This window comes from Chitinophagaceae bacterium, assembly GCA_016713085.1.
Taxonomy (GTDB): domain Bacteria; phylum Bacteroidota; class Bacteroidia; order Chitinophagales; family Chitinophagaceae; genus Lacibacter.
On the sequence record JADJPV010000002.1, the window covers coordinates 479,878 to 492,295 of the forward strand.

Annotated in this window: 14 protein-coding genes and 1 pseudogene; 8 read left to right on the plus strand and 7 right to left on the minus strand. The window is 39.8% G+C overall.

Annotated features, from left to right (window positions below):
• Positions 1 to 906 precede the first annotated feature (906 nt).
• Positions 907 to 1,365: a hypothetical protein gene (locus IPK31_14760; protein ID MBK8089096.1), complete on the minus strand. Its 459-nt coding sequence runs from the start codon at positions 1,363 to 1,365 to the stop codon at positions 907 to 909.
• Between the two features lie 327 nt (positions 1,366 to 1,692).
• Between IPK31_14760 and IPK31_14765 the strand changes: the two genes are divergently transcribed.
• From IPK31_14765 to IPK31_14780, 4 genes are all read left to right on the plus strand, one after another.
• Positions 1,693 to 2,037 carry a hypothetical protein gene (locus tag IPK31_14765; protein MBK8089097.1) on the plus strand — a complete coding sequence of 115 codons (345 nt, stop codon included), beginning with the start codon at positions 1,693 to 1,695 and terminating at the stop codon, positions 2,035 to 2,037.
• 102 nt (positions 2,038 to 2,139) lie between these two features.
• Positions 2,140 to 2,622, plus strand: coding sequence for a hypothetical protein (locus tag IPK31_14770; protein ID MBK8089098.1), 483 nt, complete (start codon positions 2,140 to 2,142; stop codon positions 2,620 to 2,622).
• Positions 2,623 to 2,748: 126 nt separating this feature from the next.
• Positions 2,749 to 3,645 (plus strand): sensor histidine kinase, encoded by an 897-nt coding sequence (locus IPK31_14775; protein MBK8089099.1) that lies wholly within the window; start codon positions 2,749 to 2,751, stop codon positions 3,643 to 3,645.
• On the plus strand, positions 3,642 to 4,262 hold the full coding sequence (locus tag IPK31_14780) for a response regulator transcription factor (protein ID MBK8089100.1): 621 nt from the start codon (positions 3,642 to 3,644) through the stop codon (positions 4,260 to 4,262). The genes IPK31_14775 and IPK31_14780 overlap by 4 nt, the downstream gene beginning before the upstream one ends.
• A gap of 62 nt (positions 4,263 to 4,324) precedes the next feature.
• On the opposite strand, the gene IPK31_14785 is transcribed toward IPK31_14780, so the two are convergent.
• Positions 4,325 to 5,590, minus strand: a complete 1,266-nt coding sequence (locus IPK31_14785; GenBank protein ID MBK8089101.1) for a DUF1343 domain-containing protein — start codon at positions 5,588 to 5,590, stop codon at positions 4,325 to 4,327.
• 102 nt (positions 5,591 to 5,692) lie between these two features.
• On the opposite strand from IPK31_14785, the gene IPK31_14790 reads away from it, so the two are divergent.
• A complete protein-coding gene (locus tag IPK31_14790; protein MBK8089102.1) occupies positions 5,693 to 6,145 on the plus strand; it encodes a peptidylprolyl isomerase in 453 nt (150 codons plus the stop codon).
• Between the two features lie 113 nt (positions 6,146 to 6,258).
• Here IPK31_14790 and IPK31_14795 read toward each other — a convergent pair whose 3' ends face one another.
• Positions 6,259 to 6,804, minus strand: a complete 546-nt coding sequence (locus tag IPK31_14795) for a hypothetical protein (GenBank protein ID MBK8089103.1) — start codon at positions 6,802 to 6,804, stop codon at positions 6,259 to 6,261.
• A gap of 68 nt (positions 6,805 to 6,872) precedes the next feature.
• The gene (locus IPK31_14800) at positions 6,873 to 7,724 is read right to left on the minus strand and encodes a CPBP family intramembrane metalloprotease (protein MBK8089104.1); all 852 of its coding nucleotides are present in this window, start codon (positions 7,722 to 7,724) and stop codon (positions 6,873 to 6,875) included.
• Positions 7,725 to 7,783: 59 nt separating this feature from the next.
• On the opposite strand from IPK31_14800, the pseudogene pepT reads away from it, so the two are divergent.
• Positions 7,784 to 8,838: pseudogene (gene pepT / locus IPK31_14805) on the plus strand (peptidase T).
• Here pepT and IPK31_14810 read toward each other — a convergent pair.
• Positions 8,839 to 9,222, minus strand: a complete 384-nt coding sequence (locus IPK31_14810) for a hypothetical protein (GenBank protein MBK8089105.1) — start codon at positions 9,220 to 9,222, stop codon at positions 8,839 to 8,841.
• Positions 9,223 to 9,316: 94 nt separating this feature from the next.
• Between IPK31_14810 and IPK31_14815 the strand changes: the two genes are divergently transcribed.
• Positions 9,317 to 10,243 carry an SPFH domain-containing protein gene (locus tag IPK31_14815; GenBank protein ID MBK8089106.1) on the plus strand — a complete coding sequence of 309 codons (927 nt, stop codon included), beginning with the start codon at positions 9,317 to 9,319 and terminating at the stop codon, positions 10,241 to 10,243.
• 78 nt (positions 10,244 to 10,321) lie between these two features.
• Here IPK31_14815 and IPK31_14820 read toward each other — a convergent pair whose 3' ends face one another.
• Positions 10,322 to 10,882 (minus strand): DUF998 domain-containing protein, encoded by a 561-nt coding sequence (locus IPK31_14820; GenBank protein ID MBK8089107.1) that lies wholly within the window; start codon positions 10,880 to 10,882, stop codon positions 10,322 to 10,324.
• Between the two features lie 241 nt (positions 10,883 to 11,123).
• Between IPK31_14820 and IPK31_14825 the strand changes: the two genes are divergently transcribed.
• On the plus strand, positions 11,124 to 11,666 hold the full coding sequence (locus IPK31_14825; protein MBK8089108.1) for a nuclear transport factor 2 family protein: 543 nt from the start codon (positions 11,124 to 11,126) through the stop codon (positions 11,664 to 11,666).
• 65 nt (positions 11,667 to 11,731) lie between these two features.
• Here the strand turns inward: IPK31_14825 and IPK31_14830 are convergent, their stop codons facing one another.
• Positions 11,732 to 12,322 (minus strand): c-type cytochrome, encoded by a 591-nt coding sequence (locus tag IPK31_14830; GenBank protein MBK8089109.1) that lies wholly within the window; start codon positions 12,320 to 12,322, stop codon positions 11,732 to 11,734.
• Between the last annotated feature and the right edge of the window lie 96 nt (positions 12,323 to 12,418).

The window sequence follows — 12,418 nt, forward strand, 5'->3', positions numbered from 1 at the left end:
ACGGTGTACTCCGTTTGATAAACCTGCTGTATTAACACTTACAGGTACGTTGTTTAGATCTAAACCGGGTGTAACTGAAATGGCTGTTGCATTACCAAAACCCGGATCAGTGTCAATGAAATATTCTGCTGCAATTATGTTTTGTGCAGCTGCCGGTGACGAACCATATACCGGGTCAGAATCGTACAGAAATTCTTTCACTCCTGATAGACTCCATCGTCCTTCCGCACTTCTGGTACGTAAATACAAACGGTGAACACCATTACTTAAACCGTTTACATTAATAACTGCTGCAAGATTGTTGATATCAACAGCGGCGGTTACAGTAACGGGCGTTGCATTTCCAGCCCCCGGATCATTATCAATAAAATATTCTGCTGCCACAATATTTTGAGGAGCAGCCGGTGCAGTTGGATAGGCCGGGTCTTGTGCAAACACAGTCATGCTGCACACAAAACACATCAGTATGATGAGAAAAGATTTCATTGTTATTTTTTTAACAGTACGCAACATCTTGCAGGCAAAGTCATGCATGCAATTTTTCACTCTGTATGTATTGCAGAAGAATTATAGTATGCATTACATTAGAGCGCACAACATATACGGCAGTGGAACAACTGCCACTTGAAACAGATCAATTATTATTTCTTGTACTCACTGTTATATTCATGGTAGCAGTACCTGCGGGAATAGAAGCTGGTACAGTTAAAGAATAAATTGTTGGAATATTCGGAATGCCGGAGAGTATATATGGATCTGTTGCACCATATGCACCGCAATCAGGACTTACAACTGTGCCAATTGTAAGGCCCGATCCAATAGCTGGTGAGCCTGCTTTTAAGCGCCATTGCCCATCTGTGCTGTTGCCTGTTAAGCCCTGAAAGAGTGCTGCATCTGTTTGGTTGTTCAGATTTCCATTTGTACCAACATAAGGTGTGAAACCTGCAGGCGAGTAATGTTATCTGTAGCAGAACCAAGGTTTGGACCAATGCCCATAAAAAAATTATCCAGCCCCATTATGACGGAGCCTGAACCAGTTGAGTCAAAGGCAATGGCAGCACTGGCAAATGTTGCCGGGTATTGATTGGCCTGCAATCCGGTATTGCTGTTTGCACCACTTAAAAAATAGCCGGTACCAATAATGACTAATCTTTTGTTTAATGTAAATCCAGCATAGGCTATGCTGCTTCCTTCAACATATAAGGTATCATCATTTACTACGGAAGCGCTTGCCAAAGCAGCCACAACAGTGGTAAAATTAGCATTCACACCCGGCGTATTATTAATCCGCCACACTTTAGCCTGTGTTTGTAAAGAGAGGAAAAGTGCTGAAAGAACAAGAAGAAGAGTTGACATCTTTTTCATAAAAAAAATTTTACAGTTATTAATGGCTGTAAAATTGCTATTCTGTTCAACAGCAGTCAATCCCTAAAAAAGGGGAGATATAAAAAAAGATTACTACCACTAAGTGGTTACTTGCCATAATTTTGTTGATTGCTTCAGGCTCCTTTAATGTTTACTAAGCAGAGCAGCATTATAAAGCAGCAAAGTGGCAGCTTCTTCATTCCTGTAAATGAATGAACCTTTTAATTTATTTAGGCTCTGTTTTAAAAAATCATGTAAAAAGGGGAGGCGTTATTCTTTGCCAATTGGTTTTATTTGTAAATCGGGAGTAAAGGATTATTTTACTGTATGAGAAAGAACTTATTATTTACCAGTTTCTATATTTTATGTTCACTGGCAGTTGATGCGCAGACAGCTGTTTCAGACAGTTTATTGAAGCTGTTGCCTGCTGCAAAAGAGGATACTTCAAAAGTTAATTATATATCGAAATTGCCAATGAGTATGAAAATAATGAACCTGAAACAGCCAGGCAATATTACCGGAAAGCTATTCAGTATTAAGCAAAAAATAAAAGACAGGAACTGGTATTACAAATCGCTTTCAAGAATAGGTAATACGTTTCTTATTCAGGGCAATACAGGATTCAATGCTTTCAGCGAACAGGCGCTTGCTCATTGCCAGAGAATTGAATGATTCCTGAGTATTGGGATTTCTTTATTTAATGTTGGTGTTGCTTACAGGGAGAAATCTGATTTTGAAAAAGCCATGCACTTTTGCCTGGAAGGCAGGATCATCATGGAAAAAAAAGGTAATAAGAAGATAGAAGTACAAATGAATGATGCACTGCAGGTTTTATACGCAGCCCGTACTGAATATGATAAGGCAATTGTATTTGGAGAAAAAGCAGTTCAGCAAAGCAGGGAATTAAATTTGAAACTATTTCTTGCCCAAACGCTGATCAACTTTTCTTTGAGCTATGCAGGGAAAAAGATTCTGAAAAAAGCGGAGGAGCTGGTTAAAGAAGCATTACAAATTGCAGTGGAGTTGAAAGATGTAAGATATGAAGCAACTGCATTGCAGAACCTGGCAGGTATATTTCTCAAAAAAGGTGATTATGTACAATTGAAAACATATGCTGAACGCAGTTTGATTTTGCACAGACAAATTGGTTCAGTTGATGGGGTAGCCAGCGTACTCAGGGCATTGGCTATTTGTAATCTGCAGGATAGAAATTTTGCTAAAGGCAAAAGAGTTTGCAGAGCAGGCATTGTTAATTGACAGGAAAAACAAATTTAAAAGGAAGAGTCTGCGGTGTTGAGAGTTCTTTCAGTAATTTGCTTATGCGAAAATGATGTAAAAAATGGATTAAAATATGACCAGGAGAGACTGAACATTTTAGAGGCAATGATCAAAGATGTTTTCTCGGAGAGTTCTGCCAACCTGGAAAAAAAATATGAAACAGAAAAGAAAGAATCACAGATAAAACAACTGGAAGCAGAAAAAAAAGTGCAGCAGTTGTCTATCAAACAAAAAAACATTTTCAACTATATTCTCATTGGAGGATTTGCATCACTGTTGTTGATTTTACTTCTCAGTTTCCGTACTTACAGGCAAAAACAAAAGTTGCAGCAGCAGCGAATCAGTGAACTGGAAACTCAACAACAGTTAACAGCAACCGAAGCAGTATTAAAAGGTGAAGAGCAGGAAAGAACCCGTTTAGCAAAAGATCTGCACGATGGGCTGGGAGGAATGCTATCAGGAATTAAATATTCATTCAATACCATGAAAGGAAATCTGATCATGACGCCTGACAATGCACAGGCTTTTGAACGCAGCATGGATATGCTGGACAGTTCTATAAAAGAAATGCGCAGAGTGGCACACAACATGATGCCTGAAGCGCTGGTGAAGTTTGGACTGGATACTGCGTTAAAAGATTTCTGCAACGATATCAATCAAACAGGAGCTTTAAGTTTAACGTATCAATCAATTGGACTGGAAGGTCAGGAGATCAATCAAACAACAGCCATTACCATTTACCGTATTGTGCAGGAGCTCATTAATAATACAATGAAACATGCAGCTGCTAAAGCTGCCATTGTACAGGTAACAAAATCCGGTAATCAAATTTCGGTTACAGTGGAAGATGATGGAAAAGGGTTTGATACTGCTATACTGAACCAGTCAAAAGGCATTGGCTGGACAAATATTCAGAACCGTGTAGACTTCCTAAAAGGAAAATTAGATGTAAATTCAGAAGCTGGAAAAGGAACTTCGGTATTAATTGAACTGACGGTATGACGAAAACTAAAGTTTTTATAACGGATGATCATTATATGGTGGTGGAAGGCATCCGCTCTTTGTTGCAGAATGAAGAATCGGTTGAATGGGTTGGTCATGCATCGAATGCAGATTCCTGTCTTGCTTTTTTACAGCAGCAACTGCCTGATATCATTTTAATGGATATTAACATGCCAGGTAAAAGCGGCATTGAATTGTGTAAGGAAGTAAAAGAAAAATATCCTTCTGTATTTGTGATTGGTCTAAGCACCTTTAACCAGCAGAGTTTTATTCAGAAGATGATGGATAATGGTGCATCCGGTTATGTATTAAAAAATGCATCGCAGGAAGAATTGATGGAAGCGATTGAAGCCGTTGCAAAAGGCAATACGTATTTAAGCGATGAGGCAGCTACCTCTTTACGGAAGTATGCAGCATCAGATGTACCTGTCATTACCCGTCGTGAAAAAGAAGTACTGGAGCTGATTGCAGAAGGAATGACCAATGCAGAAATTGCACAGAAATTATTTATCAGCACATCAACTGTTGATACACACCGGAAAAATCTACTGGCAAAATTTGATGTGAAAAATACTGCTTCGTTAATTAAAACTGCCGCACAATTACAGTTATTATAGCTATTCAATATCTTTTATAATCAGGTATGCCATACTTTAAAAGTATGGCATACCTTTTAACGTTATTCAAAATCTTTATACAGCAAATATTTTTTCCGGTTTTTTTTAAAGTTACTGAGTGCAGGTTCCCAGCTCTTCCTGATCTCTTCTTCACTCTTACCATCTTTCATTTGCTGCATTAATGTACTGTTGCCGGCCAGCTTGTTGAAAAAACAATCTTCTTCTTTACCACTTTTAGGTAAAATGAAGAATGCATTTTTATCGGGAAATGATTTATACGCTTCCAGTAACCATTTCAATTGAATTCTGCCGTTCACTTTTTTCAATACTTCTTCATTTGTTCCGCTGAGGTCCCAGCCATAGCATAACTGATCCTGCAGCTTGGGTGTTTTTGCTCCATCCATACTGCGTGGTGTAAATGAGATTAATGTTTTTGCTAATGATGGATGACCAAATAACTGGAACTGTTTTGTTGTTCCTCTTCCTTCACTTAATACTGTGCCTTCAAAAAAACAGGTGGAAGGGTAGAGATAAATAGATTGATTGTTAGGTAAGTTGGGTGAAGGCTTTACCGGTAATTCATACTTCGTTGTATGCGTATAATTATTGCAGGGAACAACTGTTAATTCAAATTCACCTTTATTATTACTCCATTTATAGGCATTCTTATCGTACCAGTTTTCGCCATAAATCATTTGTGCATATTCACCAATCGTCATGCCATACACAATAGGCACTGGCTGCATGCCAACAAATGATTTGTAAGCAGGTTCTAATACAGGACCATCCACATAATGTGCATTTGGATTTGGACGATCCAATACAATCAGGTGTTTATTATTTTCCATGGCTGCTTCCATATAATATTGCAGCGATGAAATGAATGTATAGAAACGGACACCCACATCCTGTATATCAAAGATCATTACATCAACACCTGCCAAATCTTCTTTAGAAGGCTTGTGTTTGCTGCCGTATAAAGAAACAACAGGAACCCCCGTTTGCTGATCGGTATAGTTGCCGATTTTTTCGCCTGCATCAGCAGTACCACGAAAACCATGTTCGGGTCCAAAGATTACTTTGATATTGATACCAAGTTTCAGCAGGGTATCAACCAGGTGCGAGTTACCAACAGTTGAAGTTTGATTGGCAAAAATAGCAACCCCTTTTCCCTTCAGCAGAGAAAGATATTGAGTCATGTTTTCAGCACCGGTTTGTAATCCCTGATTTTTTATATTTCCACGGGTATAACCACCGGTTCCCCGTTGAACCTGGGCCTTGCTGAAAAAGGAAATAAACAATGCTGCCAGGAGAAGGAATTGTTTCATTTTTTATCCAATTATAAGGGCAAAGTTGCAGAAATGTTTTGGGTAAAAAAATTGTTGGTACGGGCTGCTTTTGGCAGTAAATTGCACAAAATTTAAACGTTTATGCAACAGGCAAAAAAAGGTGATACCGTACGTGTGCATTACACCGGTAAATTAACAAGTGGCGAGCAGTTTGATTCAAGCACTGGTCGTGAACCACTTGAATTTGAAGTGGGCGCAGGTATGATGATCAAAGGTTTTGATGACGCAGTGGTGGGTATGACCATTGGTGATAAAAAAACAATTAATATTCCTCCTCATGAAGGATATGGCGAACGCAATGATCAGATGGTGATTGATTTCCCCCGTTCAAACTTCCCCGATGATATGGCTCCTGAAGTTGGGATGCAGTTGATGATGAATAACAGTGCCGGACAGCAGTTCCCTGTTACCATTATTGAAGTAGGTGAAGAAGTGGTTATCCTGGATGCCAATCATTCACTGGCAGGAAAAGAATTGGTATTTGATATTGAAATGGTAGAGATTGATTCGAAAGGATTAATTATTATGCCGTAAGAACAGCCGATAGTTATTAGTAGTTAGCTGATAGTAAAAAAGTCCACAGCAGAATTTAATTCTACTGTGGACTTTTTTGTATTTCTTACTTACAACTACCGGCTAATGGCTATCTACTTTCTGCTCATCCACCAACCCAGCCAAACGCCTACTAATCCCCATGAAACCAGTGCATCAATAAAGTGTGCGTTGATGTCGTGCATCGGGTACCAGATATGCCCGGTATAAGCACCGTTGGTAAAGCAGATAATTCCAACTGCAATGCTTGCAATTAAATATGTGCTGAAACTTCCTGAACCAATCTTTGCAAAGATCCAGCAGAGCAAGCAAACAATGATGATGTTTGAAATGGCCCCTCTTGCCATATTCATACCCATATTAAAATTCATCTCTTTGTAATAACGGATCATGGCCCAGGGCTTGCCCATACTTGCATCCATTTGCTTCTGCATCTCATCCATGGAAGTGCCCGGAGCTGAATTAGGTAAGTAATATGAACCTTCAGCAAGACCGCTGTTGTTGAGGTAATTTAAAATGCTGTCCTGTTTCGGAGTGTACTGTTGTCCTTTCACATGAAGATTAGCAACTGTCCATGACACGGTTTGCCATGCAAATAATAAAATGCCGCCTACAAGGCCGCCGATAAGAATCTTCTTCATTTAAGTTGGTTTTGATGAAATAGAAAATTAGAGAATCTGTTCAGCAATAACAAGTAAACAGGAAACTATTATTCAACAGGCGTTATACTGTATTTCTTCTGAAAAATGAAGTATAGAATGATTGCTGTAATACTCATGGCAACTGTTGCAAGCCAGGATGCTTCCAAACCAAATTGTCCGCCGGTTAATAAAATTGATCCCTTGATGTTTTGCTGTAATAAGGTCGGTAACTCAATACCACTTACCTGGAAACCAAGTACCGGTCCCTGGGAAAAATTCCAGCTGAAATGAAAGAAGACGGAAAACCATAAATTTTTTGTGTAGATATAATTGATGCCGAGTAAAATACCCGCCAGGAAAATATTAATAAATGCAATGAGATTGAAGTTGGGATTGAGTGAATGAAATACTGCAAATAAAACAGCCGACAGTATAAGCGCAGCTTCTTTTGGCATGGATTGCATCAGGTTGTTAAGGATATATCCACGAAACACAAGTTCTTCGCCAACAGCAATAATGATAAGCAAACCAATAACAAGGAACATGCCCTGTATATCTGCATCAACTGTAAACCATTGCAATAAATTCATCAGCCATAAAATCGAAGCCATAGTTGTGATTAATAAAATGCCTGCAACAAAACCCGCAAATCTTTCTTTACCAAAACCCTTCCATTCAAAACCAAGGCTGTTGAAACTCTGCCTGTCGAATGTTTTTCTGAAAAAAAGGACCAGGAGTAATCCAACAAAAAAACTAAGAAGGATAGTTGTGTAAAACAGGTTCAGTTCTCCGGGATTGGGAAATGCAAAAGCTGCAACAATTCCAACCAGTGTTGCACCAAAAACAGTTACAAGAAAATACGCAATAAGAAACAGGAGAACCCTGAGCCAGCCTTTTTTGATAATAGAAGCAGATTGCATACAGTTGATTTTGGTAAGAGCCCGGAACTCTTTTACTTTACATCCTCAAAAATAAGCGTATGGTTTTACAAAACAATTACGGAACAGCAGATCGTTTGATGCGTTATGTACAGGTTGATACCCAGAGTGACCCCAATTCCAGCACATCACCTACAACAGAGAAGCAAAAGGATCTTTCAAAAATACTGGTGATTGAATTGATTGCAATGGGGATTGCTGATGCCCATATGGATGAGTTTGGATATGTGTACGGAACCATTGCATCTAACAGCACTAAGGCAGTTCCGGTTGTTTGTTTCTGCAGCCATGTAGATACAGCTCCTGATTGCAGCGGCACCAATGTAAAACCCATTCTGCATAAAAATTATAACGGTGCTGATATTGTTTTGCCCGATGATCCGGCACAGATCATCAGCGCAACTAAATATGCCTATCTCAAAAAACATATTGGAAAAGATATCATCACCGCCAGCGGAGCAACATTGCTTGGAGGAGATGACAAAGCCGGAGTTGCCATCATCATGAGCATGGCGAATTACCTGCTTCAGCATCCGGAAATAAAACACGGAGAAATTAAATTATTATTTACACCCGATGAAGAAGTTGGGAAAGGAACTGATAAAGCCGACCTTAAAAAACTCGGCGCAACTGTTGGTTATACATTAGATGGCGGAGAACTGGGAACTTTGGAAGATGAAACATTCAGTGCTGACGGAGTAAAGATTACTGTACACGGAGTAATTGTACACCCGGGTTATGCAAAAGGAATTATGGTGAATGCATTAAAGATTGCAGCTGAAATTTTAGCAGCACTTCCTAAAACAGAATGGAGCCCTGAAACAACAGAAAAACGTGAAGGCTTTGTACATCCGCTTGCATTGAATGGAATTGCTGAAAAGGCAACCATTGAATTTATAGTAAGAGAGTTGTAAAAGAACCCATCCGTGGCGGAACTGATGGAAGCCGTTTCAGTTATATGGGTTTGCCCTGCCCCAATTTATTTACGGGTATGCAGGCAATTCATTCCAAACATGAATGGATTGGAGTAGAAGACATGGAACAAAGTGCCAACATGCTGGTGCGGCTTGTACAGGTATGGGAAGAAAAAACTTAATTACATCTTCACAAAATTGCTTTCCGGCTTTTCTTCCGGCCAGATGCGGATTCCCCAGTAAATAGGAAAACCGATGCTGCTGGTAAAGATGAAGACCAGTACCCAGATGATGCGCTCTTCACTTTTTACCCTTGGATTATTGATGGCACTAATGATAAAGTAAATCATTAAGCCGAGATGAAGTATGCCAAGGAAAATGCACAGTAAAATAAACGGCATAAAGTGACTGAAAAACAATGCCGGTGGAATATCGCCGTCTCCGTGACGATCCAGCTCAAATATGGTAGGTAAAAAAGTTGTAAACATGTAAATCAATAAAATTGCAGCGAAGAAAAGCGGGAGGAAGGATAATATACCAATCCAGATTTTTTTACTCTTTGACATAGCAGGTTTGTTTCTATAAAATTAATGAACATGAACCAGAGTTTCTTTCCATTTATCAAACGGAATGATTTACTTTGGATCAAATTTTTAAGTTATGCAATTTCTTGTCAGTTATTGGTGGGTTCTTGTTCTGCTGTTTATCATTTTCAGCGGGTTGGTAACAGTTAACCAGGGAACCATTGCCGTTATTACTCTTTTTGGAAAATACCGCCGTATTCTGCGCCCGGGTTTGGGTTTTAAAGTTCCGGTGCTGGAGCAGATTTATAAGCGGATCAGTATTCAGAACCGCAGCGTGGAACTGGAGTTCCAGGCGGTAACCGTTGACCAGGCGAATGTGTATTTCAAAAGTATGTTGCTTTATTCCGTTCAGAATCCTGATGAAGAAACGATTAAGAAAGTAGCCTTCAAATTCGTAAGTGATAAAGACCTGATGCAGGCGTTGATCCGCACAGTAGAAGGTTCTATCCGTGCATTTGTTGCAACAAAGCGCCAGGCAGAAATTTTAACTGCCCGCCGTGAAATTGTGGAGTATGTAAAAGAACAGATTGATCATTCACTCGAAGAGTGGGGATATCACCTGCAGGATCTGCAGATCAATGATATTACGTTCGATCAGCAGATCATGGAAAGTATGAGCCGTGTAGTGGCAAGTAACAACTTAAAAGCTGCTGCAGAAAATGAAGGACAGGCTTTGCTCATCACCAAAACAAAAGGTGCAGAAGCAGAAGGTAATGCCATTAAAATTGCTGCAGAAGCAGAACGTGAAGCTGCCCGTTTGCGTGGACAGGGTGTTGCTCTCTTCCGCCAGGAAGTGGCCAAGGGTATGACAGAAGCGGCTGAGCAAATGAAGCAGGCCAATCTTGATACCAATGTGATCCTCTTCAGTATGTGGACAGAAGCTGTGAAGAATTTTGCCGAGTACGGAAAAGGAAATATTATTTTCTTAGATGGAAGTGCAAGCGGTATGGAAAATACAATGAAACAGATACAGGCACTGATGGTAAAACAGGCAGGGCAGTAAAAGATAAAAGGTTTTAATAGAAAGACCGGCAGTAAGTAATGCCGGTCTTTTTTATTTTATGAAAGTTGAGTTCTTTAATTATGGTTTATAAAACACCGCCAGCCATAGTAAACTCACCAAATACAAAACCCGCTGAATAATACCGGGGAACTCATGATTCAATCCAAATGCAATGGAAAGACCAATGACCGCTATCAAAAAAAGAAAATGAATTGTTTTCCGTTTTTTACTTTCTGCATAAAAGATCTGCAGTAAAATACCTATACTAAATGCAACACCTGCGGCCTGTGCAAAAATTGGATGCAGGATCGATTGCATTTCTGAGGAGATAAGCGCTTCTTCGTTTAAAATTGGCCTGGCGCAGAAAATCCCTGATAAGGCAACCAGCAAAGCATAAATTAAAAGGGGCATTGTACGCAGACTTATTTCATTTAAACTGATGCCCATCATCAGAATTACACCGAAGAGGATAAAGCCCGTCTGCATTATGGCTTTGTATTCGTAGCCCTGTGATCCTAAATCACTGATGGTATTTTTAACCATGTCGTAAGTGGCCGGAGCCACCAGGTGTGCAGCAATAATTAACAGTGCAAAAATAATTGCTGCTAAGCTGTTGTATTGTGATCTGATCCGTTCCATTGTTGTTCAGGATATTAAAAAGCGGGGTTACTGATTTTACATGGCCTATAAATATAGAACAGTAAACTGAATCATGTAAAAAATCAGCTGAATTGTTTACAACCGCATTTGCAATCTTTCAATATTGTTCCTACATTGGTTCCTGTTCTCCGCACCGGGTCAATCCTTGCCATCCTTCCCCTGATTAGCTGAAGTACCTTTTATTTACTCACTTTAAAACAAAAAGCATGAAAAAATCTTCATGATTCTGTTGATTGCATTCCTGTTTACTGCCTGCAACAACGAAAACAAAACGACTGATGCCACTACTTCAGGAACTGACACAGCAGCTGCTGCAAAACAGGCCCCCGTTGAATTACTGGGCGATGAACTCAATGCAGGTTACAAAGCCATCTGGGACAACTTTTCCAAAGGAGATGTTGATGCAATGACTGCCAACTTTGATGACAATGCCCGGATCAATTTTAGCGGGGGCGATACTCTCGTAGGGAAAAAGGCTATTACTGATTATTACAAAGGCAGATGGAAATTACTGGAAACATTAAAGTTTTCTGAGGATATCTGGTTACCCATCAAGGCAAATCAAAGTCCTAACGGCATAGCTCAAACCGGCAAATGGATGCTGTCGTGGCACAGAGTTGATGCAAAATATAAGAACGGTAAGAGTATTACATTCTGGGCACATAATGCAACGCACTATAATGATGTGGGTAAGGTTGATTTTATTGCACAGTACATCGACAGGCATCCAATTATTGAGGCAACAAAAGATTTGATGAAATAATTTTCTGAACAATATAAAGGGATCGCAGAATGCGATCCCCTTTATATTAACCTGTTTCCCTGCTATTACATTTTCGGCGGAGGATTAATCTTTGCCTGGGGTACAACATTCTTAACCGGTTTGGTTGTTTTTAAAAATGCAAATACTTTACTGATCTCGTCATCTGTTAAATTTTTGTAAGCTTCCCATGGCATGGGGGGCAAAATAGGTCTTGTATTATCAAGCCCTTTGAACTTTCCTTCACGGATAACTTTTTTAAACTGATCTTCTGTCCACATGCCAATACCGGTTGAATCGCTGCTGATATTGCCTGAGTATGACTGTCCCCATGGGCCAACAAAAGAAGTGAAATCAGGGGCAAACAATACCCAGCCCGACTTTAAAGCCTTTTCCTCAATAGGAGGAAGCTGTGTGCCGGCCTGATGTCCGCCGAAACGAAATTCAGGAATCACTTCAGGACCTTTCGGCCCCATACGCTTGGGCGAATGACAGATTTCACAATCAAGAGCAGCAACAAGACGTTCACCTTCTTTTAAATTGTCTTCAGCACTGGGGGCTGCGGCTGTTTCTTTTTGTTCAACCGGCTGGGTGTTACAGGAATTAATAAGGAAGATGACAATCACAGTGATTGCCACCAGTAGAACTGGTTTACGCATGGCTGGTTATTTTGGTTTATAAATAAAATCTGTTTTACAACAGACAATTAAACAATTACAAACGGTCAGGATTGGATGTCGTAAATCAAGTTGTAC

What these genes read in the sequence shown, in the direction of transcription:
- IPK31_14760 (MBK8089096.1), bottom strand. Translation starts at nt 1,365, where the DNA reads ATGAAAAAGATGTCAACTCTTCTTCTTGTTCTTTCAGCACTTTTCCTC.
- IPK31_14765 (MBK8089097.1), top strand. Translation starts at nt 1,693, where the DNA reads ATGAGAAAGAACTTATTATTTACCAGTTTCTATATTTTATGTTCACTG.
- IPK31_14770 (MBK8089098.1), top strand. Translation starts at nt 2,140, where the DNA reads ATGGAAAAAAAAGGTAATAAGAAGATAGAAGTACAAATGAATGATGCA.
- IPK31_14775 (MBK8089099.1), top strand. Translation starts at nt 2,749, where the DNA reads ATGATCAAAGATGTTTTCTCGGAGAGTTCTGCCAACCTGGAAAAAAAA.
- IPK31_14780 (MBK8089100.1), top strand. Translation starts at nt 3,642, where the DNA reads ATGACGAAAACTAAAGTTTTTATAACGGATGATCATTATATGGTGGTG.
- IPK31_14785 (MBK8089101.1), bottom strand. Translation starts at nt 5,590, where the DNA reads ATGAAACAATTCCTTCTCCTGGCAGCATTGTTTATTTCCTTTTTCAGC.
- IPK31_14790 (MBK8089102.1), top strand. Translation starts at nt 5,693, where the DNA reads ATGCAACAGGCAAAAAAAGGTGATACCGTACGTGTGCATTACACCGGT.
- IPK31_14795 (MBK8089103.1), bottom strand. Translation starts at nt 6,804, where the DNA reads ATGAAGAAGATTCTTATCGGCGGCCTTGTAGGCGGCATTTTATTATTT.
- IPK31_14800 (MBK8089104.1), bottom strand. Translation starts at nt 7,724, where the DNA reads ATGCAATCTGCTTCTATTATCAAAAAAGGCTGGCTCAGGGTTCTCCTG.
- IPK31_14810 (MBK8089105.1), bottom strand. Translation starts at nt 9,222, where the DNA reads ATGTCAAAGAGTAAAAAAATCTGGATTGGTATATTATCCTTCCTCCCG.
- IPK31_14815 (MBK8089106.1), top strand. Translation starts at nt 9,317, where the DNA reads ATGCAATTTCTTGTCAGTTATTGGTGGGTTCTTGTTCTGCTGTTTATC.
- IPK31_14820 (MBK8089107.1), bottom strand. Translation starts at nt 10,882, where the DNA reads ATGGAACGGATCAGATCACAATACAACAGCTTAGCAGCAATTATTTTT.
- IPK31_14825 (MBK8089108.1), top strand. Translation starts at nt 11,124, where the DNA reads ATGATTCTGTTGATTGCATTCCTGTTTACTGCCTGCAACAACGAAAAC.
- IPK31_14830 (MBK8089109.1), bottom strand. Translation starts at nt 12,322, where the DNA reads ATGCGTAAACCAGTTCTACTGGTGGCAATCACTGTGATTGTCATCTTC.